The 24,264-nt window shown below is 47.8% G+C and carries 21 protein-coding genes; 13 read left to right on the top strand and 8 right to left on the bottom strand.

All coding sequences use genetic code 11. The features are described 5' to 3' along the window. Position 1: 1 nt before the first annotated feature. Both HPS57_RS12990 and leuB read right to left on the bottom strand, forming a co-directional pair. Positions 2-922 carry a homoserine O-succinyltransferase gene (locus tag HPS57_RS12990; RefSeq protein WP_172183798.1) on the bottom strand — a complete coding sequence of 307 codons (921 nt, stop codon included), beginning with the start codon at positions 920-922 and terminating at the stop codon, positions 2-4. A gap of 202 nt (positions 923-1,124) precedes the next feature. After that, complete coding sequence (gene leuB / locus HPS57_RS12985; protein ID WP_172183796.1) at positions 1,125-2,213, bottom strand: 3-isopropylmalate dehydrogenase; 1,089 nt, start codon at positions 2,211-2,213, stop codon at positions 1,125-1,127. Positions 2,214-3,117: 904 nt separating this feature from the next. Between leuB and HPS57_RS12980 the strand changes: the two genes are divergently transcribed. From HPS57_RS12980 to HPS57_RS12950, 7 genes are all read left to right on the top strand, one after another. Next, positions 3,118-3,921 (top strand): DUF3298 and DUF4163 domain-containing protein, encoded by an 804-nt coding sequence (locus HPS57_RS12980; RefSeq protein ID WP_172183794.1) that lies wholly within the window; start codon positions 3,118-3,120, stop codon positions 3,919-3,921. 332 nt (positions 3,922-4,253) lie between these two features. Continuing rightward, entirely contained in the window at positions 4,254-4,772 is a 519-nt protein-coding gene (locus tag HPS57_RS12975) for a phosphatidylglycerophosphatase A family protein (protein WP_172183872.1), read from the top strand. Beyond that, entirely contained in the window at positions 4,766-5,191 is a 426-nt protein-coding gene (locus HPS57_RS12970; RefSeq protein WP_172183792.1) for a GtrA family protein, read from the top strand. Before HPS57_RS12975 ends, HPS57_RS12970 begins: the two co-directional genes overlap by 7 nt. Then, the gene (locus tag HPS57_RS12965; protein WP_172183790.1) at positions 5,191-5,847 is read left to right on the top strand and encodes a CDP-alcohol phosphatidyltransferase family protein; all 657 of its coding nucleotides are present in this window, start codon (positions 5,191-5,193) and stop codon (positions 5,845-5,847) included. The genes HPS57_RS12970 and HPS57_RS12965 overlap by 1 nt, the downstream gene beginning before the upstream one ends. Before the next feature lie 22 nt (positions 5,848-5,869). Beyond that, entirely contained in the window at positions 5,870-6,631 is a 762-nt protein-coding gene (locus tag HPS57_RS12960; RefSeq protein WP_172183788.1) for a phosphatase PAP2 family protein, read from the top strand. An 84-nt stretch (positions 6,632-6,715) separates the two neighbouring features. Next, complete coding sequence (locus tag HPS57_RS12955) at positions 6,716-8,023, top strand: inositol-3-phosphate synthase (protein WP_172183786.1); 1,308 nt, start codon at positions 6,716-6,718, stop codon at positions 8,021-8,023. A 10-nt stretch (positions 8,024-8,033) separates the two neighbouring features. Then, the gene (locus tag HPS57_RS12950) at positions 8,034-10,595 is read left to right on the top strand and encodes a DUF5686 family protein (RefSeq protein ID WP_172183784.1); all 2,562 of its coding nucleotides are present in this window, start codon (positions 8,034-8,036) and stop codon (positions 10,593-10,595) included. Between the two features lie 79 nt (positions 10,596-10,674). Here the strand turns inward: HPS57_RS12950 and HPS57_RS12945 are convergent, their stop codons facing one another. The 5 genes from HPS57_RS12945 to HPS57_RS12925 form a co-directional block, all read right to left on the bottom strand. Then, on the bottom strand, positions 10,675-12,084 hold the full coding sequence (locus HPS57_RS12945; protein ID WP_172183782.1) for a sodium:solute symporter: 1,410 nt from the start codon (positions 12,082-12,084) through the stop codon (positions 10,675-10,677). A gap of 120 nt (positions 12,085-12,204) precedes the next feature. Next, a complete protein-coding gene (locus tag HPS57_RS12940) occupies positions 12,205-13,107 on the bottom strand; it encodes a LysR family transcriptional regulator (protein WP_172183780.1) in 903 nt (300 codons plus the stop codon). Positions 13,108-13,449: 342 nt separating this feature from the next. Further along, positions 13,450-13,923, bottom strand: a complete 474-nt coding sequence (locus tag HPS57_RS12935; RefSeq protein WP_172183778.1) for a threonine/serine exporter family protein — start codon at positions 13,921-13,923, stop codon at positions 13,450-13,452. 190 nt (positions 13,924-14,113) lie between these two features. Then, positions 14,114-14,896 carry a threonine/serine exporter family protein gene (locus HPS57_RS12930; RefSeq protein ID WP_172183776.1) on the bottom strand — a complete coding sequence of 261 codons (783 nt, stop codon included), beginning with the start codon at positions 14,894-14,896 and terminating at the stop codon, positions 14,114-14,116. Continuing rightward, complete coding sequence (locus tag HPS57_RS12925) at positions 14,883-15,062, bottom strand: hypothetical protein (RefSeq protein ID WP_172183774.1); 180 nt, start codon at positions 15,060-15,062, stop codon at positions 14,883-14,885. Before HPS57_RS12925 ends, HPS57_RS12930 begins: the two co-directional genes overlap by 14 nt. 275 nt (positions 15,063-15,337) lie before the next feature. On the opposite strand from HPS57_RS12925, the gene HPS57_RS12920 reads away from it, so the two are divergent. Beyond that, positions 15,338-16,096, top strand: coding sequence for a ThiF family adenylyltransferase (locus HPS57_RS12920; RefSeq protein ID WP_172183772.1), 759 nt, complete (start codon positions 15,338-15,340; stop codon positions 16,094-16,096). A gap of 10 nt (positions 16,097-16,106) precedes the next feature. Here the strand turns inward: HPS57_RS12920 and HPS57_RS12915 are convergent, their stop codons facing one another. Then, the gene (locus HPS57_RS12915; RefSeq protein ID WP_172183770.1) at positions 16,107-16,859 is read right to left on the bottom strand and encodes a helix-turn-helix domain-containing protein; all 753 of its coding nucleotides are present in this window, start codon (positions 16,857-16,859) and stop codon (positions 16,107-16,109) included. 217 nt (positions 16,860-17,076) lie between these two features. On the opposite strand from HPS57_RS12915, the gene HPS57_RS12910 reads away from it, so the two are divergent. From HPS57_RS12910 to HPS57_RS12890, 5 genes are all read left to right on the top strand, one after another. After that, positions 17,077-17,703, top strand: coding sequence for a hypothetical protein (locus HPS57_RS12910; RefSeq protein WP_172183768.1), 627 nt, complete (start codon positions 17,077-17,079; stop codon positions 17,701-17,703). A gap of 208 nt (positions 17,704-17,911) precedes the next feature. Beyond that, positions 17,912-18,112 (top strand): hypothetical protein, encoded by a 201-nt coding sequence (locus tag HPS57_RS12905; protein ID WP_172183766.1) that lies wholly within the window; start codon positions 17,912-17,914, stop codon positions 18,110-18,112. Between the two features lie 71 nt (positions 18,113-18,183). After that, positions 18,184-19,506: a radical SAM/SPASM domain-containing protein gene (locus tag HPS57_RS12900; RefSeq protein ID WP_172183764.1), complete on the top strand. Its 1,323-nt coding sequence runs from the start codon at positions 18,184-18,186 to the stop codon at positions 19,504-19,506. A gap of 41 nt (positions 19,507-19,547) precedes the next feature. After that, positions 19,548-21,866, top strand: a complete 2,319-nt coding sequence (locus tag HPS57_RS12895) for an outer membrane beta-barrel family protein (RefSeq protein ID WP_172183762.1) — start codon at positions 19,548-19,550, stop codon at positions 21,864-21,866. Between the two features lie 36 nt (positions 21,867-21,902). Further along, positions 21,903-24,101, top strand: coding sequence for a peptidase domain-containing ABC transporter (locus HPS57_RS12890; RefSeq protein ID WP_172183760.1), 2,199 nt, complete (start codon positions 21,903-21,905; stop codon positions 24,099-24,101). Positions 24,102-24,264 lie beyond the last annotated feature (163 nt).

The raw sequence follows: 24,264 nt of genomic DNA, 5'->3' as shown, positions 1-24,264 counted from the left end.
GTTATTCTGTTATTTCGTTGATGTTGAACGGAGTCTCCTGATATACATAGTAGTTCATCCAGTTCGTGTAAAGAAGGTTTGCGGCGGCGCGCCAGCGCACTATCGGTGCCTTTGACGGGTCATTATCCGGGTAATAGTTCTTCGGGATGTCCATCGCCATGCCTTTTGCGATGTCGCGCTTATACTCTCCGTCAAGTGTCAGCGGAGAATACTCGAAATGGCAGGTGATGAAGAACTCCCTTCCGTTCCTTGCATGGACAATCGTCACACCCGCTTCCTCGCTCTCAGCGATAATGTCCAGCCCCGGCACTTTCTCAATGTCCTCCCTCCGAAGACCGCAATGGCGGCTGTGGGGAGCGAAGAAAACATCATCGAACCCTCGGAAAATAGGCAGTTCCGGAGCATGCATCTCATGCTCAAACACACCGAATATCTTCTTCTCCGTGTTATGTTTCGGCACACCATAGAAATGGTACAGTCCGGCAAAAGCCGCCCAGCAGACATAGATTGTGCTCGTAACGTTGTGGTGAGCCCAGTCAAACACCTCCTGAAGCTCCTTCCAATAGGTCACATCCTCATAGTCCATGAACTCCAAAGGTGCTCCGGTGACGATAAGCCCGTCATACTTCTCCTTCCTCATGTCCTCGAAATTGCGGTAGAAGGCAAGCATGTGCTCGATGGGAGTGTTCTTGGAAGTGTGCGACTTTATCTTCATGAAGTCCACCTGAATCTGCAATGCAGAGTTTGAGAGTATGCGTATGAAGTCCGTCTCCGTCGTGATTTTTATGGGCATAAGGTTGAGCACAGCGAGTTTCAGAGGGCGAATCTGCTGCGAGTCCGCTCTCTTGTAGCCCATTGTGAATATGTTTTCCTGCTTCAATACGTCAATGGCAGGCAGTTCCTCCGGTAGAATTAAAGGCATGTTTCCTAAAGAGAATTATTTTTGAAATGAGTATAATGCGAGGGCTTTCCTCACGTTTGAAGTTGTTCCCAACGGCGTTTTTATGTGCTATGGCTTACGGCAAGAGTCACATTCTTTTGCCGTAAGCCATTGTTTTCTGCACGGAAAGGGCAGCCGACTGCCACTTTTTCCATGCCGGAATAGTCTGAAAACCGAAAGGAAATCAGTTCTGTTGGTATTCCTTAATATAGTTTACAATCCATGCACCGACCTCTTTCGTGCCATATTCCGCACCACCTTCGACCTGAATCTCCGGTGTGCGCACATTTTGGTCAAGGGAAGCATCGACAGCCTTGCGCACGAGTGCGCCCTCCTCCTTCAGTCCGAAATGCTCAAAGAGCATGGCAACGGACAGAATCTGTGCAAGAGGATTTGCGATGTTCAGTCCCTTTCCCTGCGGCCAAGAGCCGTGGATAGGCTCGAAGACAGGTGTGGATGAGCCTGTTGAGGCTGACGGGAGAAGTCCCATTGAGCCTGTTATGCATGAGCCTTCGTCGGTAAGGATGTCGCCGAAAGTGTTCTCTGTCACCATGACATCGAAGAATCTCGGGTCCTGAATCATGCGCATGGCAGCATTGTCCACGTACATGAAGTCCGTCTCCACGTCAGGGTACTGTGGTGCAAGCTCCTGCGCAATCTTTCTCCACAGGCGTGATGATGCAAGCACATTGGCCTTGTCGACGACGGTGAGGTGCTTGCGGCGCTGGCGTGCGTACTGGTAGCCGACTTTCAGGATGCGCTCCACCTCAGGGCGTGAGTAGTAGTTTGTGTCAAGAGCGTCCTCGATGCCGTCAGCGTTTACGGCAGGTTCCTGCTTCTTTCCGAAGTACATGCCGCCGGTAAGCTCACGGATGCAGATGAAGTCCGCTCCTTTCACGATGCTGTCCTTCAGCGGAGATTTGTGGACAAGGCAGTCGAAAGTAGTCACAGGGCGTATGTTTGCAAACAAGCCGAGCTTCTTTCTCATGGCGAGAAGCCCCTGTTCCGGGCGCACTTTGGCTGTCGGGTCATTATCAAACTTAGGGTCGCCGACGGACGCGAAGAGGACAGCATCCGCCTCTTCACACGTTTTGTAAGTCTCTTCAGGGAACGGGTCGCCCACCTCGTCGATGGCATGAGCACCGCAAAGGGCTTCCTTGTAAGACACGTTGTGACCGAATTTCTCGGCAACGGCAGAGAGCACTGCCACTCCTTGTTCCATGATTTCCGGACCGATACCGTCACCGGCCAGGACTGCAATCTTCAAATCCATAAAATGTGATATTTTGTTTGTTGAAATACCTTTTTACCTTTGTTGTTTTGCAAAATTACTAAAAAATACTGATAAATCGGAACTATTTTGTTGGAAATGATGCCAAAAACATCAAAAAAGTGAAGATGTAATGCTTTTCGGTGCTTTTAGCCATTGTTTTGCAGTTGAAATTTATCCGCATTTGTCTGCAAGAATCCGCATGAGGCTTATATGTGTGGAAGAGTTTTTTCTCATGCGGATTCTTGCGTATTGGTGCGGATTCTTGCGTGAGCCTCTCAATGGGGAAAATTAGAAAACTCACGCCTTTTTTCCCCTCTGAGAATCGCTTGTATGAAGAAAAAAGCAGTGGATGTGGAAAAAACGCAAGAATTCTGTGCTTTGTTATTGTATTGATAATCAATGCGGTAGGTTTTACTTGCGGTGGAAACATGCTAAAAAACACTGCCATTCGTTACCTTTCGGTGCGCTGTTCGTAACGAATGGCAGTGTGAAAGATAGCGTTTTGTCATGTAAAAGGCTACCTTTGGCACTCCGGCAAGCCACCTTTTGCGCCGTGGACAGCATCTTTTTTGTCACGGGAAGCCGTTTTCTTCTGATTATGATAAATAGAGCATTGGAAAACCCATGCGTTTTTTCGCGACAGCCGGCAATGTGTTTCACGCTTTAGGAATGTCCTTTTGTTTTCCCGGCTGCCGTTGCCGGGAAATTTATTCCTAACCAACTGCAAAAAAGGTTAAGATTGCTTGTTTTCAGTGGCGGTGTCTTGCAGGTGTTGGAATTTTGTCTTACTTTTGCATGCGCAAGCCACATGGCGATATGTTTTCGCGATGATGAGTGTGGGTGGCACCATTTCTCGTCGTGTATTTTAATCAACACATGTTTAACTTTTGACAAAGCTATTATTATGAAAAGACATCGGTTATTTTTCGTTGCATTAATGCTTCTCATGATGTTTGCAGGCATTTCCTGCAAAAACGACAAGGCTTCCGCCGTGCAAGAAGAAGTGTATCTTAAGTTTGACAGTGTGGAATGGCATGATTCAGCCACTGTCAGCCCTAACGGCATCACACGTGTGGATTACAAGTGTGTGTTCCCTGTCTCCGGCAGCAAAGCCTTGAAGGATAGTATGGTACGATGGATTTGCGAGCAATATGGCGATTCCATGTTCAATGTTTCTGTCAACATGAAAGCGCTTTTGGAAAAGATGGGGCGCAAGCAAATCACTGTTGACAAGGCTGAACTTGCGGAAATCGTAGCTCACCGCGGTGCTGACGACAAGTTCCCTTTGGAGTATGCGACAGACATACGTACAAATGTGGAGTATGAAGACAGCAATTTTGTCACACTTTCATGCCAGACTTACAAATATATGGGAGGTGCTCATGGCTCGACAGTAAGCAATGCCATAACATTCTCCAAGAAAGACGGCAGCCGTTGCGGGTGGGACCTTCTCCCGGATATGGACAAAAAGGAGCTCGCCGGCAAGATAAAGGCAGGACTGAAGGAGTATTTTAAGATAACAGAACCGAATTCCGACAGCAAACTTCGTGAAATGCTTATTGGCATAGACGATGCTGACTACAATGATGATTTCCCTCTGCCGGCGTATCCTCCATATCTCGTGAAAGACGGTGTGGCAGTGTTGTACCAGCAGTATGAGATTGCGCCATATTCCGCAGGCATGCCGAAATGCGTGATAAAGCCATGACCGGTTTCGCTTAATCCTCCTTCTGCAGCAATGCGGTGAGGTAGTGCGCATTCCGCACGCATGGCAGCCGGATGGACAGCTTTTGACAGTGCACCTTGGAAGATGAGACGTGTGTTCCGCTTCCAAGGTGCATTTCACGTTTTTAGGGCTGTTTTCGCGTTATTAGAGCGGCAATGCTCAAAAAAACTTAAAGAAACCCAATCTTTCGTGCGAGTTTTGTTTTTATAAGTATATTTTTTATATCTTTGCACTTGAAACATGAATGGCGGCTACGGTTGCTTGCAACAGGCAGTCGCCGCCGTGAGGTTGTAGAAAATGGTTTTATGCCAGATATGAAAAACAGACCGAACATCATTGATGTCGTTATAGGCACAGGATTTGGTGCAGGATTCTGGCCATGGGGCCCGGGAACAGCCGGTGCTGCCGTGGCAACCCTGATATGGTGCCTGTATTCTGGGGCGTTTGCCGGACTTGGAATGCCTGTGGTATGCTCGTCGTACCAAGAGGTGTTGTATGTCACGGCAATGCTTGCTGTTGTCTCTACGCTTGTCAGCATTGCGCCGATAAACCGTCTCGAGAAACATTGGGGCGCAGACCCTTCGAGGGTTGTCGTGGACGAAATGGCAGGTGTTTGGGTCACTCTCCTTGCCGTCCCTGCGACAATGGAATGGCAGTATGTCCTTGGGGCGTTCCTGCTTTTCCGTATTATGGACATAGTGAAGCCACTCGGCTGCCGTTGGTTGGATAAGAACCTCCACGGCGGCTGGGGTGTCATGCTTGATGATATACTTGCCGGAGTGTATGGCGCGGTGGCTCTTTGGGGCATCAGGATGGTGGTTGAAATATGGTGATGATGGGCAGGAACGGTGTGAAAGAGTTCAGCAAGGCTCAGGTTTCGTCATTGCTATCCACTTTCTGCGACTTTGTGGCGACGGCAGGAGTGTTCAGCCTGACGCATCATGTCGTGGCAAGCACGGCATTAGGCGCATTCACCGGCGGTGCAGTCAACTGCAGCATAAACTACTGCTGGACGTTCAAGGGTACATGCAGGACCAAGAGAGGCGTGCTGTGCCGATATGTGGCAGTTTGGCTTGGCAGTGTCATGTTTAACACGGCAGGCACGGAATGGGGCGTCAAGTTAGTGCGATGCTCAGGACTTTGGACAGACCAGAATCTCGGGCTTGTGATGACGGTGAAAGCGATTGTCGCCGTGGTGGTGGCTGTAGCATGGAATTTTACGACACAGAAATATTACGTTTATAAGAAATAATGAAACTTTACGACAGCATAAGGGACGGCATTCAGCACCTTATATATAAAGTCATAGACCCCGGAGTGAGGGCGGCAGTGAAGATAGGTATAACGCCAAACGTTGTGACAACGCTCGGCATGCTTGGCAATGCTGCCGGAGCGGCGATGCTTGTCTATGCCGCACTCTATGCGGAGAAAGGCGACTACTCATTGGTTGGGTGGGCCGGAGTAGTGATTATCGTGTCCTCGATAATGGACATGGTGGACGGTTACATGGCACGCACTGCAGACATGTGCACAGTGTTCGGTGCGTTCTACGACTCTGTCCTTGACCGCTACTGTGAACTGCTGACGCTTTCCGGACTGGCATTCTACTTCATGCAGACAGGGCATCCATGGGCTGCGGTGGTGACATTCTGCTCCCTGATAGGCAGCATCATGGTCAGCTATGTCCGTGCGCGTGCCGAAGGGCTTGATCTTGAGTGCAAGGTGGGACTTATGCAGAGGCCTGAACGTGTGGTGGTGACTATCCTTGGCATGATTCTCTGTGGTTTCTGCGGTTCGCTTGTAGGCTTTGACGCGCTGTGGTTCGTTGTGGTTACGCAGGCTGTTATCGCCATTCTTGCCAACTATACGGCGTTCTACCGCATACTGCATGTCAAGAACCAGCTGTGATTTTTGAAAAGAAAGAAATGTAATGGAACTGAATAAGACTGTAAAAGAAACGTCGCTGATTCTGTTGCCCGTCATCATCTTCATTGCCGTGTATTTCCTTCTCGGGCTCTTCCCGAACTACAAGTTCGGGACAGTGGACACGGAAGGGGTGTACAATCTGGAGAAAGCACTCTTCGGAATGACATTGGAGGATGGCACGAGGGTGATACCTTCGGAATATTTCCGCATCCACCATTGGGCTGTCTTTGACGTGCTGTCGGGACTGTTCTATCTGTGCTGGGTGCCGTTGCCGTTCATCTACGCGATAGTACTGTATTTCCAGGGCAGGCAGGACCTTGCGCGGAACATCACATGGGCATTCCTCATGGTCAATGTGGTGGGCTTCATCGGATACTACATATACCCTTCCGCACCGCCGTGGTATGTCATGGACCATGGATTCAATGTGATAACGGACACGAAAGGTTCGGCAGCAGGCTTCGCAAACTGTGATGCGATAACGGGAATACCGTTCTTCCATGATTTCTATGACAAGAACGCGAATGTCTTTGCGGCAATTCCGTCACTGCATTCCGCTTACAATCCGATAGCGTTCTACTACGCAATGAAGAAGCCTGATAACCGCATCTGGCAGACAATCCTTGCCGTTGTGTCGGTGGGAATATGGTTCTCCGCAGTTTACAGCGGACACCATTATATAATAGATGTGGTACTCGGCGTGCTGGCATCTGTAGCCGGAATAGCCATTTATGAGCGGTTCATCAAGAGAATGTGGGAAAAATGATTCCGCAAAAATGCTTTCCGGAGCAGGATGCGGACATGAATATAATCCTATAATAACACTAACATATTAACTTCAAAAGTAATTATGACAAAATCAAATGTAAAGCCGGCAACCGGCAAACTTGGCGTTATGGTTGTTGGCTGCGGAGCAGTCTCCACAACGTTTATGACAGGTGTGCTCATGGCTCGCAAGGGTCTGGCAAAGCCTGTTGGTTCAATGACGCAGTATGACAAAATCCGTGTGGGCAAGGGTGATGACAAGAAGTACCTGTCATACGGAGAAATCGTGCCACTCACAGACCTCAACGATATTGTATTCGGTACTTGGGACGTATATACTGCAAACGCTTTCGAGGCAGCAGTCAATGCTGATGTGCTCAAGGCAAAGGACATTCTCCCTGTCCAGGATGAGTTGGAGAAGATTGTCCCAATGAAGGCTTGCTTCGACAAGGATTTCGCTGCGCGCCTTGATGGCACACATGTGAAGGACTGCAAGACACGTTGGGAGATGGTTGAAGCTCTTCGTAACGACATCAAAGAGTTCAAGGCTGTCAACAATTGTGACCGCATCGTGATGCTGTGGGCTGCCTCTACAGAGGTTTATGTGCCAATCAACATGGCGGTGCATGACACACTTGAGCACCTTGAGGCTGCCATGAAGGCAAACGATACAAAGAACATCGCTCCTTCAATGTGCTACGCTTACGCTGCTCTTGCTGAGGGTGCACCATTCATCATGGGTGCTCCTAACACAACAGTTGACATCCCTGCAATGTGGGAGATGGCCGAGAAGACTCAGATGCCTATCTGCGGCAAGGACTTCAAGACAGGACAGACTCTCGTAAAGTCCGGTTTCGCTCCAATCATCGGTACACGCTGCCTCGGCCTGAACGGATGGTTCTCAACAAACATCCTCGGCAACCGCGACGGTCTTGTGCTCGATGAGCCTGCAAACTTCCGCACAAAGGAGGTTTCAAAGCTCTCAACTCTCGAGTCAATCCTCATGGCAGAGAAGCAGCCTGACCTCTATACAGACTATTACCATAAGGTGCGCATCAACTACTATCCACCTCGCAACGACGAGAAGGAGGCTTGGGACAACATCGACATCTTCGGATGGATGGGCTACCCAATGCAGATCAAGATCAACTTCCTGTGCCGCGACTCCATCCTCGCTGCTCCGGTATGCCTTGACCTCGTACTCCTCTCTGACCTCGCAGCACGTGCAGGCAAGGTTGGCAACCAGCGTTTCCTCTCATTCTTCCTGAAGTCTCCTATGCACGACTACACCAAGGGAGAGGTTCCTGTAAACCACCTCTACCAGCAGTACACTATCCTCAAGAACGCCATCCGTGAGATGGGCGGCTATGAGGCTGACGAGGAACTTGACTAAAAAACATTTGATGGTAAAAAGACTTTTCATATCATGCGTCCTGCTGCTAATGGTGGCAGCAGGCGCATTTTCTCAAAAGATAACAGGCGTTGTCATAGATGCTGCCACAGGAGACAGCATCCCGATGGCAGGCGTTGTCTACCGCACCCATCATGTCATGGCTGCGGCGGACTATAACGGACGTTTCTCCATTGCAAGGCACAATGGATGGAAACTTTATTTTACCGCTATGGGCTACAAGACGAAGGAAATCCTCGTCAATGAGAAGACCAAGAACCACATAGTGGTAAAGCTCAAACCGGACACAAAGCAACTCCAAGAGGTCGTTGTCAAGTCAAAACGCGGCAAGTATTCACGCAAGAACAATCCTGCCGTGGAACTCATGAAGCGGGTCATCGCTGCAAAGAAGAAGACCGACCTTGACAACAACAGCTATTATGAGTTCTACAAATACCAGAAACTTACGCTTGCCAAGAACAATGTCTCTCCTGAAGACATTCAGGAACAAAAGGAGAAAGGCAATAAAGATTGGCTTGTCGACCAGATAGAGGTTTGCCCTATGAACGGCAAACTGATATGCCCTGTGCAGATTTCCGAGACGGTTTCCCGAAAAGTGTACAGGAAAAGCCCGCGTGCAGAGAAGACCACTGTCCTTGGAGAAAGCTCTACCGGTGTGGCTAACCTTGTGGAAACGGCAGGAAACATCCTTGACGCATCAATGAAGGACATCTTTACCGACGTGGACATCTATGACGACCAGGTGCGCCTTCTGCAGTTCCCTTTCACCTCACCGATAGGCAAGGACGCAATAGGTTTCTACCGTTACTACATTGTAGACACCTGCCTTATTGACAAAGACCAGTGCATCCGCCTGACATTTGTCCCTAACAACCAGCAGGACTTCGGATTCCGTGGCGATATATGGGTGCTCAACGACTCCACGCTCCATGTACGCAAAGTGTCGCTGACCATACCAAAGAAGTCGGATGTCAACTTCGTGGACAACATGAAGATTGAACAGGAATATGTCAAACTCCCTGACGGACAGTGGGTGCTCGACACAGACAACATGCTTGTCGAACTGAAACTCAACCGCATGCTTAACAATGCGGTGGTGATAAGAACCACAAAACTCTCAAACTACAGTTTCACGGAACTTCCGAAACGTGACTTCCGTGGCACGGCAACGCATGTCGTCGACCAGGATGCACGTAACCGAGGAAAGGACTTCTGGAACCAGTTCCGCACGGTGAAGCTGACAAAATCCGAGGAGAGTGTGGGCGGATTCGCCAAGAGTGTGGCAAACATTCCTGGCATGAAGACCGTCCTCTTTGTGCTCAAAGCCTTCATGAATAACTATGTGGAATGCACCCTAAGTGACTCCATACCGTCAAAGTTTGACATCGGCCCTGTCAACACAATCATCAACAAGAACATTGTTGACGGATGGCGATTCAGGCTTTCAGGCCGCACCACTGCTGCATTGAACAACCATCTATTCTGGAACGGCTACGTGGCTTACGGTGCAGAGAGTGCGAAATGGTACTATTCGACGCAGTTCACATGGTCTCTGAACAAGAAGCACAGGGAACCTTGGGAGTTCCCGATACGCCAGTTCACTTTCCTTTCGGAATATGACATAATGTCACCGTCGGACAAATTCCTGCTGACAAACAAGGATAACATGTTCATGGCGTTCAAGACACGCGAAGTGGACAAGCTCTATTTCTACAACCGCCAGCAGCTTGAATTCAAGTACGAGACACTTGCAGGCTTCGCAACGACCATAGGATTGAAGGCCGAAGGCATCAAAGGTGCGGCTGAAATGCAATTCCGTGCGATTGACGGCTCACCATTTGACAAGGAAATCCGTACTACAGAGGCACACATAGGCTTCCGTTTCGCCCCGGGAGAGACCTTCATCAACACAAAGCAGCGCCGTTACCCAATCAACCTCGATGCGCCAATTTTCGCCATTGACCATACCGTTGCCGTTGACGGAGTGCTTGGCGGAAAGTACAAGATGAACTTCACGGAGGCGTCAATCTACAAGCGTTTCTGGCTCAATTCATGGGGAAAACTCGACATCTATGTAGCAGGAGGAGCACAGTGGGACGTTGTCCCGTTCCCATTGCTCATCATGCCGCGCGTCAACCTTGGCTGGCTTTCACAACCGGGAACATATACATTCCAGCTGATGAACAACATGGAGTTCCTCAATGACCGCTATGCCATGTGGCATGTCTCTTGGGATCTTAACGGAAAGCTCTTCAACCGCGTGCCGTTGCTTAAGAAACTGAAATGGCGTGAGTTCATCTCTTTCCGCGGAATGTACGGCAAACTGACCAACAAGAACAACCCTTACCTGCCGGAGAATGCAGGAAGTGATGTCTTGCTGCAGTTCCCTGTCGGATGTAACATCATGAGCAACAAGCCCTATGCGGAAGTGTGTGTGGGTGTACACAACATCTTCAAGTTCCTTGAAGTTGACTATATCCACCGCCTGTCATACAACGACCTTGACACAGCCATAAAGAATGGTGTGCGCTTCGCGGTCAACATGACGTTCTAAAGGGGGAGGGGAGGCAGACAATATTGACATAATTGACAGTACTGTCATTACTGACAATTTTGCCAGCCCCACAAAAAAACTAACACCTTAAAATAGCTAACCCCACAAAGGTGAGCAAACCATTAAGCATAAGTAGTTCGTAACCGAATTGGTATCCAAGGAGGTTACGGACTATTTCGTTTATGGCAAAGCATAAAACGGGAGCCATGACGCACACAACAGGCACAAACCTGTCCCTCACACCACACCTTGTGAACAGTCCGAAGGCAAACAGTCCCAGCAGCGGACCATAGGTGTAGCCGACAACAGTATAGACAAGATTGATGACACTTGACGAGCCTATGCTGCCAAAAAGCACCACGGCAAGCGCAAACACCACGGCAACTCCGATGTGAACCCTCTTGCGCAGCTGCTCATTATGCGTGTTCTCGCATATATCCACGCAGAAACTTGTTGTCAAAGAAGTAAGGGTTGAGTCGGCAGTGGAGAAGGATGTCGAGACAATACCTATAAAGAAAAGCACCGCAGCCCATGTCCCAAGCTCTCCCGTTGCAGCAAACATAGGCAACAACTCGTCGCCTTTATCCGGCACAGGGACACCATCCTGCCGGCACAGCATCAGCAACAGCACACCAAGAAACAGGAACATGGCATTTACAGGCACAAACGCCATGCCGTAGGAGCACATGTCCTTGCGCGCATCATGCAAGGTTCTGCACGTGAGATTCTTCTGCATGACATCCTGGTCAAGACCTGTCATCACAATCACAGTGAAGATTCCCGACAGAAACTGTTTCCAAAAGTTCTGTGTTGAGCCAAAGTCGTCAAAGACAAAGATGCGCGAATGGCTGTCGTCCCATACCGTCCGCAACAGTTCAGCGAAAGACATGCCGAGTTTGTCAGTGACGGCAACGATGATAAGCCCTGCCGAAACGAGCATGCATGCCGTCTGCAATGTGTCCGTCCACACCAATGTCTTTATGCCCCCACGCTGTGTGTAGAGCCATATCATTGCGACAAGTCCCGCCACGGTAGCCCAAAACGGTATGCCGTAAGCGTCAAGCACAAAACTCTGGAGCAGCATACATACGACATAGAACTTTATCGCCGAGCCTGACAGTTTCGACAGAAGGAAGAACCATGCACCGGTCTTGTAGCTACGTTTTCCAAGCCTTTTGCCGAGATAAGTGTAAATTGAAGTGAGGTTCAGGCGGTAATACAATGGCAGAAGGATGTACGCCACGGCAAAATATCCGACCACAAACCCCATGCACATCTGCAGATACGTCATCTGCTGTGTCATCACCATGCCGGGGACAGACACAAAAGTGACTCCAGACACACTTGCACCGACCATGCCGAACGCCACCATGTACCACCGTGACTTCCTTTCCGCACGGAAAAAAGCATCATTGCCCGCCTTTCCGGAAGTAAGTCTGCCGAAAAGGAAGAGCAATGCAAAATAGATTATAATTATAGTAAATATCATTCCGCTTGCAAATTTCGCAATATTTCTCCATATATGCAAGCAAATCAAAAGTTTTTTCCACCACTTCCTTTGGCGGTCTGCCACCTGTCAGGCGGTGGCAAAGAATGCGCCACAAAGCATTCATCCGAGCCATTGCCCTATGCGCTTCTTCACGAGCGATGTCTCGCAAAGGATGCGTATGAACTCCTTTGCACCCTCTTTCTTGTAACGTTCCTTGAGTGTCTGCACACAGCCTTCCATGCGGCAGCCCTCATGATTGATAGGAATCGCACGCAGTTCATCGCTGTCCTCCGTAGCGGATGCCGACAGGATTGTGCATATTCCGGTGTTCCTCACAAGGCGCAGCAGCGGTGTGACCTCGTCCATCTCCACCCTGACATTAAGCTCCGCCGTATCCGGCATGATAGAGTCAAGGATGTTGCGAGCCTGCAGTCCCTTCGCCGGCAGTGCCACAGGGAAGCCTGAGAGGTCGGCAATGGTGACATGACTCTTCCTTGTCAGCGGATGGTCGCGGCGCACAATGACCGACAGACTATCCTCAAAGAGTATGTGCGACTCTATCTTCGGATAATGTCCCTGTGGGCGGAACGACAGCACGAAGTCAAGTTCACGCAGGGAAAGGCGTTCGATAAGCTCCGTCATAGGCTTGTAGATGATGTTCAGGCGTATGTTCGGATAACGATGCATGAACTCTTTCAGCGTCTCGTGCATCACCATGTTGAACGAGTGGGTCACACCGATGTTCAGTGTGCCGCACCGCAATCCCCGGAGGTCCTCTATGCGTTGTGCGCAGTCGTCGGCAGCCTGCACCGTCCTTTCCGCAAACGGCAGCAGTTCCATGCCTGCCTCTGTCAGCGTCACTTCGTGGGAGTTGCGGAAGAAGAGTGTGCTGCCGAGAGTGTCCTCCAGCTGCTTTATTGTCTGTGAGAAAGTGCTCTGCGTCACGCACATCTTGCGCGCCGCCTCAGAGAAGTTCAGGCATTTTGCCAGTGCGATGAATGATTTCAGATGTCTAAGTTCCATGAATCTTCAAACGATTATTGTCTTGTTTGTTGGCGTCGTCCGGTAAAACTCCGCAAGTTGTTATGAAATCAAATTTTTATATGAAATGTTTCGCATGAGGATTGTGGCTCCGCCACACTTTACAGCGACATCCTGTTGCTGTATGTGAAGATAGGATATTGTCACAACTGAAACAGCTTAATGAACATGTGCTGTATATGTTTGGCGACACCAATAATTTTTTTGTTATGCAAAGATAATGCAAGCCGAGTGCAATAGAATTCATTCTGAATTGTCGAGGCGCAGATTATCTTATGCAAAGATAATGTATTTTTCTGGAAACAGCAAAAGTGTGGCGTTTTTTCAGCGTGTGGCAGAGAAGGAATACCGTTTGAAACAGAATATCGGCACTGTCACACCGAGGAACATCAGCAGCACTATTGTGCAGCAGACGAGCCCGTTATAGTTCAGCAGATACAGCTGGTGCATGAACTCACTCTCGGATGTGTGCTGCACGCAGGCGATGAGTGCCTGCATGGCGCGGTAGGCATACATTCCCGGAATCATGGGCAAGAGGGCAGGGAAGGACATGCTTTCCGCCGGTGCCTTCCAATGGGACGAGACGGGGATTGACAGCAGACCTATGACGATACTGCCGATGAAGCTGGCGGGGATGATGTCGATGCCAAACTGCCCTGTCAGCAGTGTCCTTGTCGCATGCCCCGCAGCGGCGAGGATGGCACATCCTGTGAAAGCCTTGACAGGCACGTTGCTTATGCTTCCGAAGCCGATTGCGGCTATTGCGGCAAAGAATGAATCTTCGATTATTGGTAGCATGTTGTGGTAGTCGTGATGTGTGGTGAATTGTGTGGAAATGTTTCTCTTGGCGAAAGGTAACGGTTTATGACGCAAAAGGTAACCTTTCGTATGGCAAAAGGTAACACTTTGCAGTGCGAAAGGTTATCTTTTGTTTTGTTACTTGTAAAATATTGATTATCAGTATATAATGTTTTGCTGTTGTTGCTCGTCAGAATCCTTGGAAACTCATCAATGCAAGTCCGAGGTAAAGCCCTATGGACAGGCACACGGTGATGGTTATGGCATGGACGAAGCGGCTCATGGCACAGATGTGATGCCCGTTGATGAGGTCGCTGACAGCGTTCAGGTAGGGAATGCCCGGTATGAGATAGAGCACACTTGTGCCTAACGCTATGTCGGGAGTGCTGCCTATGCCGAAGACATAGCATGAGCAGGAAAGCACCGAGGAGACGCAGGCGGCAAGAATTGTCGCTATGCGCATGTCGACGCCATGCCTCTTGCAGAGCACACTTCGCAGGTGGAAGCCGCAGACAGTGGCAAGGAAGACAATGCCCATCGCTTGCCGGTCGCCTTCGAAAAGACGGCAGAACGATGCGTTTGCGAGGGCGGCAAGCAAGGTCACCGCCCACAAGGGAATCCTTGTAGCATGGGTGATTCTTCGGTACTGCCTCATGGCGACAGGCAGCGGTGTGTGGCGGTCAAGGCAGTTCCAGCTGAGTTTGCTCAGTGCGCTGACGGTGGAATAGTTTATTACGCTGCCGCTGATGGCCTTGCTGCATACCTCCGTCGTTCCGCTCTCGTCGTCCTTCAGCACCACTTCCACATGCCGCGGATAGATGCTCACTTCGGCATCTCCGCCGTAAGCCTCCGCCATGCGACCGACATTCTTCTCTATCCTCACCGTCGCCGCCCCGCATTCCAGCAGTGTGGTGGCGTAGCTGCACAGGAATGTCCCGAGCATTCCTGCGCCTTTTTCCTTATTCGTCATCATCCTCCCAAGTGTAAACAGAACTGTCGTCCCACTCCACGATGTGGTGCTTGTGGTTGAAAATGGCAAGCCGGTGGCATATTGTGCTTCCGAAGACGATGAGCAGTACCAGTGCCGCGCATCCTATGATGAGCCATGCGGCGTAAGGGTTTTGGATTGTAGCTGTCATGATTGAATGTTGTTTTGTTTATGATTTCGGGTGCAAAGTTACTGCTTGCCGTCGGATTGTGGAAGCTCCTGTATGCGTTTGTTCGAATAGCGGCTATCGGAAAATATGATTATAGTGGAGATGAAAATGTCTTTTCTTGATTTCAATATGCCGTGTTAACATTTTAAAGTACACTTTTGTGTATACTTTGCAGAGCATCAATCAAAAAATCACTTTTATTCTATGTAAGTTTCAAAACCATTTGTAACTTTGCACTCGAACAAAACATAAAACCTATGGAAAGATACAGCAGGAATCGCATTTATGTCAATGCGGAAGAGCAGGAAAAAGTCAGAAATACCCATATCCTTTTAGGGGGTGCCGGTATTGGCAGTATCATAGCAGAATGCGCTTTGCGTTTCGGCTTTGAGAATATCACTATTGTCGATGGTGACAAAGTGGAGTTGAGCAACCTCAACCGTCAGAACTATACAGAGGGGGATATTGGCACATACAAGGCAGAAGCACTTGCCAAAAGGCTGTTGGGCATAAATCCTTCTGCCAGCATTGCTTTTGTGAATTCTTTCATTGACCATGAGAATGTGGAAGGCCTTGTCAAAGGACATGACATAGCCATCAATGCCTTGGATTTCAAGAGCGATATTCCTTTTGTTTTTGACGAAATATGCTCGCGGGAACATATTCCTGTGCTTCATCCTTATAATTTCGGTTGGGCAGGATTCCTTACAATAGTCAAGCCTGAAGGCTACAGACTGACGGAATTGTCAAAAGACTATCGTGGTTTTGAACTGAAGGTCGCCGAGTATGTATCGAATTATGAGGCCTTCTGGAATCTTCCAAACCAATGGCTGGCAGGCATTGTAGAGGAATACAAGCGTGAAGCTGCGGTGCTGCCACCTCCACAGTTATCTGTTGGTTCGTGGATTGCAGCCGGTCATTGTGTCAATGCTATGTATAACATTGTTGCAGGCAAGGAGGTGAAATATTTCCCAAAATTCTATTTGTCATCATTGATGTGCGAGACTGCACGTTGATAGAAAATACTTATATGAGTTTGTAGTTTGTGGCATAAGAAAGGGCTTCTGCGATGTTCCTGACTCCAAGTTTCACAAACAAAGTTCTTTTGCAGGCTTTTATTGTATCAATGGATTTGCATAGGTTGTCAGCAATTTCATTCATAGTGTAGCCTTGGGCGGAGAGTATCAGAACGTCACGTTCTATGCCGCTTAAGGTTACATTATTTTTTACAATCCATTTGTGTTTGTCGAGTGAGTACTCGTAGTATGTTTCAGAATCTGATTTTCTCATTACTATATGTCCCGGAGTGCTGCGTGAGGACATAGCCACAGTGCATAGTGCTAACCAAATTCTTCCGTCCTTTGTCAGTGTCATAGGGGTAAGGTTGTGGTTTATCAACTGTTTTTTTCGCCCTGTGATGAAGTGGAAATCATAAGAAATGGTATAGTCAAGACGTTCTTCCACCGGAATGGTCTCAAAGAGGTTGAACCCGCTTCTGTTTATTTCAATGAGCATCTTTTGCTCCTCTTCCGGTACATGGTCCACATAAATTTGGTAGCCGAATTCCCTGATTTTGTCAGCCGGCACACCGCACCAATTTGCAAGATTCTCCGATACATAAAGGAAATTCATTTTGAAATAGTCAATGATGTATACTCCTTGATGAGTGCTTCTTGCAAAAGCCTTAGCCGCATTCACAAGAAGGTCTGCCAGCTTATAATCTGCGTCTGTGATGCCGTGAACTGCATTTGATATAATGAAGAAATCTCTTGTTACCATGTATGTTTTTCCTTGATTGATGTTGCAAAAGTAATAATAAAATTGTAATTGGACAACATTTTAACACACAAAAGTGTAAAAAATCATACACTTGTTGTGGAAATACACTTTTGTGTAAAGGCAAAGTGCAATCCTTCTGCTAACTTTGCATGCACTGAGACTAATTTACACAAATGGTTCAGAAACCACAGTAACATTAATATAAAAAAACGGAACAATGGAAAAACAAGTGTATGCAAATGGAGTGTATGAAATCCTACAGCTGGGTAAGGAAAACCTGTATGAACTAGCAGAGTTTGTGGTTCGTGAAAACTACAAACATCATGCAGGAGTTGCAGATTCAGAAGAATTGGAAAAGGAAATCTCAAAAGTGTACAAGGAGGAACTGTCTTATTCGGGAAACTCTTATATATATGTTGTACGTAATGCAGAAGGCAAACTGATAGGCTCGATTCGTGTCTTTAAATGGGACAAAGATAAACCACTGCCAATAGAAAAAATCTTTGGTATAAATCCTCTGCAATCTATACATTCAGAATCCATTTATGAATATTGGCATGTTGGACGCTTTGCCATAGATTCATTCTCCGGAATGCCCACGCTGACACTATTCAAGCAATTGATGGTTTATGCTGTTTATCCTATAGTATGTGATGACAATAGTTATATGATAGCGGAAACGGATAGCAAACTTTTACGCGTTATGAATGCACTCGGAATACACACAAGACAACTTGGAGATTCCTTGGACTATCTTGCTTCGGAGACAGTGCCTATATGCTCAAGCAAAGAGGATATTATGCCTTTCTACAATCATTACAATAGGTTGGTTAATGCCTGTTAACACACTTTTGTGTATAAAACGAATCGTATATAACACAAATACACTTTTGTGTCAAAATAAAAAGTCAGAGTTTGTATAACTTTGAATCGTCGAAACCAAGATGGCCATCAGAAGTACGACGCTGAGCATAACAGTAAAAATGTCCAGACCTTTCTGGAAAAAGGAGCAAAGTCTGAAGCTGTAAGAGGACAATAATTAAAAAAAAATAATGAATAATTCAATTTTTGATAGCCTCAATAAAAGAGAACTAGATTTGGTTAAAGCTGGTGAAGCTGGTGTAACATCTGTTGTACAAGGATTGGCAGCCTCAGGGCATGGCTATGCATTAAAGTGTTGCAGTGATAATCAAGTTCCTGATACAGTTGTAGTCCAAAAACCTGTGGACAAACCAATACAGAGTGAAGGCTAGAAAGAAAATAGCGGACATGAAAACACACAACGTGTTGGAATTTTTTCCAACACGTTTCTAAAACTTTTAATATGAATTATATTCTTAATTATAACTATACACTTAGAAATGATAGTGAAGGGGTATATGTTCTTTATAATAAGAAATCTTTGAAAACTTATTATATTTCCTGTAAATTGTATTATATTCTAAAATATTTTTATAATCAGGCAATATCATTTTCGTTTATCAGGGATGAAGGAGCAAAACATGGCATCGATTTGACAGATTTCTTTGCATTTCTTGAGCAAAAGGATTTCTTGGATCTTTTGATTCCTGAGCCAGAATACAAGAAAAGAATAAATGTAAATTATAAAATATCAGACACGGAGCTGCCAACAGGAACTATGTCTTCTCCAGAGAGAGTGGAATTTTTTCTAACGAGGCATTGTAATTTGTCGTGCAAACATTGCTTTGAAGGCTCTGCGCCAAAATTCTCTATTAAAGATTTTACTGATGCTGAATTGGAAAGAGTTGTAGAACAGTTGGAAGTTGCTGGCATAAAGACTTTGAAAATTACAGGAGGAGAGCCATTCTCACATCCTAATATAAAGAAATTCTTGACTCTATTGGCTAATGTTCACTATGAGACAATGATTCTTACGAATGCACTTTTGCTGGACACTGATCATATTAAGATGATAAAAAAAGCAAATATTCAGTTGGGTATATCTTTGGATGGAATTAGTAATTTAACACATGACTATATTCGTGGGAAAGGAACATTCTTAATTCTTAAAGGTATTCTCGAGGAGTTGAAGAGAAATCACGTGACATTCAGTATAACTTGCACTGTAAATAAAAGGAATATTTTTGAAATAGAGAAGCTTATAGATTATGTCTTATTAGAATTAAATGCGGACTCTTTGTTTGTAAGTCGTCTGAGACCTGTAGGTAGAGCTGCTTATAATACAGATTTAATATTAGATGATAATGAAAATAAGTTTATTCAGCAGTTGTGCTTGGAAAAGAAGAAATATGGTGAACGATTAATTTTGGCTGATGATTCAACAATGAGGTTAACTTCTTCTATAAATAGAATTGCCTGCTCGGCAGGGAATTCATTGTTTGCATTGGATGAAAATTTTGATGTTTATCCATGTATATTTGGAGTTGGGCATAAAGAATATAAAATTGGAAATCTTTTATCTCAAGACATCTGTGATATTTGGAAGTCATCAAAATGGGATATTTATAGGGGAGGAACTACTCTTGATGTTTTGACTGATTGTAAAGATTGCAAGCTGAATACATATTGTATTATGAAGAATTGCAGACTAAGGCCTGTATTTGAAGGACAGACTTTCTATGATGCAGTTTCGTATTGTGAGATGAAGGTACATAATGATAGATGAGCCATTGAACTCAATTACAGAGATTTTTTTTATATGTATTTATGAGAAAGATAACATCCATATTATTCATGCTTGCCGGACTTGGCGCTTGGGCACAGAGTCTGATAGGTACAGTGACGGACTGTAGCAAGAGACCTGTAGGTTTTGCCAATATAGCTGTACTGGCCTCAAGTGATTCCATATTTCTTGGCGGGGCGGTGAGTGACAATGCAGGAAACTTCATTATTGACAATGTCCGTAATGGGAATATCCTTAGAGTTTCCTCCGTTGGATTCAGGACAGCATTTGTTGTGTATAGAGGTGAGGAGCGCATGAGCATAGAGCTGCATGAGGATGAGAGACTTCTTGGCGAGGTTGTGGTGAAGGCGCACCAGCCTAAAACCATCCTTCGTGGTGAGGGCATGACCACCATCGTTGCAGGCTCAGTGCTTGAGAAAGCCGGCTCCATGGAAAATATGCTGAACCTCATTCCTTATGTCTCTGCGCGCAACGGCTCCATAGAGGTGTTTGGCAGAGGGACGCCGGAAATTTACATCAACGGTAGGAAGATGCGCGACCGTATGGAGCTGGAGCGTCTTCAGCCTGACGAAATAAAGAATGTGGAGGTTATAACCAATCCCGGTGCACGCTACGATGCGCATGTGACGAGCGTGATACGCATCACCACAAAGAAGCCTGTGGGCGAGGGATTCAGTATTGACACCAAGACGAGTTTTGCCGTCAACGAGCATAAGCGGACAAGTGCATACGAGAATCTGAGCATGAACTACCGCACCGGAAAGCTGGATGTCAGCGCGCAACTTTATGGAGCATACACCCATTCCCGGGATGACAAGCAGCTGCGGCAGCAGACTTTCCTCAATGAGGTTTGGGAACAGACAAACGAGATCGCACAGGAGTACACAAACATCAACCCTTATGTGCGCCTGGCGGCAAACTACATGCCGGCAGAAAACCACTCTTTCGGTGCGAGTATAAGCTATGATCGCTATGCAAAGAACTCCGGTACCGGAGACATTCTTTCCATTGCCACGCGTGACGGCATGCCGGCAGAAAAGTCCATGGCACATTACCATTCCCCTGCACAGTCCACCTCGACACTTACCAATGTCTACTATGCAGGAAAAGTCGGGAAGGTGAATATCGACTTCAATGCCGATTATTTCCGGTACGGAAAGAACGAGAGGGTGAGCAATATCGAACGCTACGAGGAAAGCGGCAAGCCGGAGACTGCAATGGAGGTGAACTCCAACCGCCGTACCCGCAACAGCCTTGTTGCCACGAAGCTCGTGCTCTCTTTTCCGTTATGTTCGGGCAATCTGTCGGCAGGCGGAGAATATTCCAAGGCGAGACGCAAGTCCTTTTATGCCGTCCTTCCACAGGACATTGTGGATGACGATGACAGCAGGATAAAGGAGACGATGGCTTATGCATTCGCTTCATATGGCAGGACATTGGGAAAGCTCTATGTCCAGGCCGGGGTGAGATTCGAGCATGTGGATTTCAGCTACTATGACAGAGGGGTGCGCATTGACGGCCAGAGCAAGACATTTGATAATCTCTTTCCATCCATCGCTCTCTCCATGCCTGTAGGAAAGATTCAGATGCAATTAGCTTACGCATCGGACATATCACGTCCTTCCTACAATAACCTGCGTGCCGGAGTACAGTTTGACAACCGCTATACTTATGAGACAGGCAACCCGTTCCTTGTTCCCTCCATAAGCAGGAACCTGAGCTATGCACTGTCGTGGAAATGGCTGAGTTTCTCCGCCATGTATGCTCATGTGTCTGACGATATAAACACCCTCACACTGACTTACAAGGACAATCCTCTGACAGTGCTGGCACGGCCGGAAAACATGCCTTCCTATGACAAAGCCTATGCAGCCTTGTCACTGAATCCAGCATTCGGAATATGGCATCCGTCATTGGGACTGTCTGTCAGGAAGCAATGGTTCTATATGGACACACCTGACGGCAGAGGGCTCTGCAACCCGCAGGGAATGTTCAAGTTGACCAACACGTTTGATACAAAGTGGATTACAGTTTCACTCATAGCCTCCGCAAACACGGAAGGTCATAATGGCAACATGCTTATCAATAGGGGAGGGTTCAGTGCGGATATGTCCGTCTACAAATCATTCTTTCGTGACCGTCTTATTGTGCAGTTGTATGCCTCGGACATCTTCGGGACAGCAGACCAGCATGCTATCCTTTACTCAGGGCTGCAGCGCAAGACTTACTACACGACGCATTCGACAAGTTCCGTGAATCTGTCTGTTCGTTACCGGTTTAATACTGCAACCAACAGATACAAAGGAACAGGTGCAGGACAATCACAAAAGAGCAGAATGTAGAACTCAAAAACAATAAAAATAGAAAGAAACCAAACCATGAAACATACCTGTTTCCAACGTCAGCACGACTCGATGCAGTGCGGCATAGCGTGCCTTGCTATGATATGCCGGCATTACGGGAGGAGGTACTCCATGGCGGCACTCTCGCACTACTGCTTTGCCACCGCTGAGGGAGTCTCTATGCTCGGCATAAGCGAGGCGGCGCAGGAACTCGGCTTCCGCACCGTCAGTGGCAGGATGACCACCGTCAGTCTGGCGGAAGCCGTGCTGCCATGCATACTCCATTGGAACCAGAATCATTTTGTCGTATTGCACAAGGTCACAGGAAAGGGGCGCAAGTTCCATGTCGCAGACCCGGGGAAGGGGTTCATAAAATACACAAAAGAGGAGTTTGAGCAGCATTGGGCAGTCACCCAGCCCAACGGCACGAGGAAAGGCATCGCCATGTTCCTTGAACCCACAGAGGCATTCTACGAGAGTAAGAAAGGCATTAATGAGGAAGGGGAAGGACGCTCCTTCGGCTTCCTTTTGGGCTATTTCAAGGAATACCGGAAGATATTCTTCATTATCTTCCTTACCCTCCTCGTCGGCAGTCTCCTGCAACTTGTGCTCCCGTTCCTCACACAGGCAATTGTCGACCGTGGCATAAGGGACAAGGATGTGGGGCTTGTGTGGCTCATACTCCTTGGCGAACTCATGATAGTTCTCGGCAGGACTGTCGCCGACATCATCCGCCGCCGTCTCCTCCTGCATGCCTCCATGCGGATAAACATCTCGCTTGTGAGCGACTTCTTCATAAAGCTGCTGAAGCTGCCCATGCCGTTTTTCGACACAAAACTCATGGGCGACCTCCTGCAGAGAATGGGCGACCACTCACGCGTGCAGTCGTTCCTCACCGACCAGGTGCTCAACGTGATGTTCACCATGCTCAGCTTCTTTGTGTTCGGTATCGTACTCTTCATCTACAACAGCCTGATATTCGCTGTCTTCCTCCTCGGCAGCGTACTTTACGGAGTGTGGATAGCATTGTTTCTCGAGCGCAGGAAAGTCCTCGACTACGAGATTTTTGAGCAGCAGGCTATAAACCAGAACCGCACCTACCAGTTCATCACCTCCATGCAGGAGATAAAGCTGCAGAACTGCGAGCAGCGCCGCCGTCAGGAGTGGGAGGATACGCAGAAGGACCTCTTTCATGTCCAGATGAAATCCCTGAAGCTGCAGCAGACCCAGCAGGCAGGCTCAATATTCATCAACGAACTGAAGAACATCCTCATCACTGTGCTTGCCGCCACATCCGTCATTGACGGCAGCATAACCCTCGGCACGATGCTTGCCGTGCAGTACATCGTCGGGCAGCTCAACTCCCCTGTCGAGCAGCTCATGGGCTTCATCTATTCCCTGCAGGACGTGCGAATCTCCCTTGAGCGCATCAGCGAGATTCACCGTGCGGAGGACGAGGACGGCAGGGAAGGGCTGCTCACATCCTTCACGGACGGCAAGGGCATAGAGTTCTCCAATGTCAGCTTCAAGTATGACCTTCATGCACTGAAGAACACTTTGGAGGACATCACACTCTCTATCCCCGAAGGCAGGGTCACCGCCATAGTCGGAGCAAGCGGTAGCGGCAAGACCACCCTCATAAAGCTGATGCTCGGCTACTACAAGGTCACAGGCGGCACACTCAGCATTGCCGGCAAGGACATCAGCGGCTACAACCTCAAATGGTGGCGCAGCCATTGCGGAGTGGTGATGCAGGACGGTGTGATATTCTCCGAGTCCATAGCGAGGAACATAGCCGTCGACGACGGCGAGCCTGACACGGAGCGCATGGAGCAGGCAGCACGCATAGCCTGCATACACGACTACATCATGTCCCTGCCGTTGAAGTACGGCACGAAGATAGGGCGTGACGGTGTGGGACTCAGCCAAGGTCAGAAGCAGCGCATCCTCATTGCGCGTGCCGTCTACAAGAACCCGGACTTCATCTTCCTGGACGAGGCGACCAACGCCCTTGACGCAAGGAACGAGCGCGAGATTGTGGAGAACCTCGACAGGTTCTACGAAGGCAGGACAGTGGTCATTGTGGCACACCGCCTGAGTACGGTGAATAATGCCGACAAAATAATCGTCCTTGACAAAGGGCGCATAGTGGAAGAGGGCACGCACAGCACGCTCACCGCTGCAAAAGGAGCATACTATAATCTTGTAAAGAACCAGCTTGAATTAGGGAATTAATGGCTGTGGATGCGGATTTATGGCAGCAATGAAAATCAAAAGAACCCAAGAAAGAAGCTCAACACTTCCTACTTGGATTCTTTGTTTTTTTATGCAGGCTCTCCAAAGGTTCTTCAAAGTATTCTCTAAGGATTCATATCACAAAATTAGGTGGTTCTCTTGC

Origin of the sequence: Palleniella intestinalis (assembly GCF_013166595.1) — a bacterium.
Lineage (GTDB): Bacteria > Bacteroidota > Bacteroidia > Bacteroidales > Bacteroidaceae > Prevotella > Prevotella intestinalis.
This window is presented reverse-complemented; position numbering and strand designations above follow the sequence as displayed.

Coding starts and splice junctions, on each gene's coding strand:
- HPS57_RS12990 (WP_172183798.1), bottom strand. CDS start 922: ATGCCTTTAATTCTACCGGAGGAACTGCCTGCCATTGACGTATTGAAG.
- leuB (WP_172183796.1), bottom strand. CDS start 2,213: ATGGATTTGAAGATTGCAGTCCTGGCCGGTGACGGTATCGGTCCGGAA.
- HPS57_RS12980 (WP_172183794.1), top strand. CDS start 3,118: ATGAAAAGACATCGGTTATTTTTCGTTGCATTAATGCTTCTCATGATG.
- HPS57_RS12975 (WP_172183872.1), top strand. CDS start 4,254: ATGAAAAACAGACCGAACATCATTGATGTCGTTATAGGCACAGGATTT.
- HPS57_RS12970 (WP_172183792.1), top strand. CDS start 4,766: ATGGTGATGATGGGCAGGAACGGTGTGAAAGAGTTCAGCAAGGCTCAG.
- HPS57_RS12965 (WP_172183790.1), top strand. CDS start 5,191: ATGAAACTTTACGACAGCATAAGGGACGGCATTCAGCACCTTATATAT.
- HPS57_RS12960 (WP_172183788.1), top strand. CDS start 5,870: ATGGAACTGAATAAGACTGTAAAAGAAACGTCGCTGATTCTGTTGCCC.
- HPS57_RS12955 (WP_172183786.1), top strand. CDS start 6,716: ATGACAAAATCAAATGTAAAGCCGGCAACCGGCAAACTTGGCGTTATG.
- HPS57_RS12950 (WP_172183784.1), top strand. CDS start 8,034: ATGGTAAAAAGACTTTTCATATCATGCGTCCTGCTGCTAATGGTGGCA.
- HPS57_RS12945 (WP_172183782.1), bottom strand. CDS start 12,084: ATGATATTTACTATAATTATAATCTATTTTGCATTGCTCTTCCTTTTC.
- HPS57_RS12940 (WP_172183780.1), bottom strand. CDS start 13,107: ATGGAACTTAGACATCTGAAATCATTCATCGCACTGGCAAAATGCCTG.
- HPS57_RS12935 (WP_172183778.1), bottom strand. CDS start 13,923: ATGCTACCAATAATCGAAGATTCATTCTTTGCCGCAATAGCCGCAATC.
- HPS57_RS12930 (WP_172183776.1), bottom strand. CDS start 14,896: ATGATGACGAATAAGGAAAAAGGCGCAGGAATGCTCGGGACATTCCTG.
- HPS57_RS12925 (WP_172183774.1), bottom strand. CDS start 15,062: ATGACAGCTACAATCCAAAACCCTTACGCCGCATGGCTCATCATAGGA.
- HPS57_RS12920 (WP_172183772.1), top strand. CDS start 15,338: ATGGAAAGATACAGCAGGAATCGCATTTATGTCAATGCGGAAGAGCAG.
- HPS57_RS12915 (WP_172183770.1), bottom strand. CDS start 16,859: ATGGTAACAAGAGATTTCTTCATTATATCAAATGCAGTTCACGGCATC.
- HPS57_RS12910 (WP_172183768.1), top strand. CDS start 17,077: ATGGAAAAACAAGTGTATGCAAATGGAGTGTATGAAATCCTACAGCTG.
- HPS57_RS12905 (WP_172183766.1), top strand. CDS start 17,912: ATGAATAATTCAATTTTTGATAGCCTCAATAAAAGAGAACTAGATTTG.
- HPS57_RS12900 (WP_172183764.1), top strand. CDS start 18,184: ATGAATTATATTCTTAATTATAACTATACACTTAGAAATGATAGTGAA.
- HPS57_RS12895 (WP_172183762.1), top strand. CDS start 19,548: ATGAGAAAGATAACATCCATATTATTCATGCTTGCCGGACTTGGCGCT.
- HPS57_RS12890 (WP_172183760.1), top strand. CDS start 21,903: ATGAAACATACCTGTTTCCAACGTCAGCACGACTCGATGCAGTGCGGC.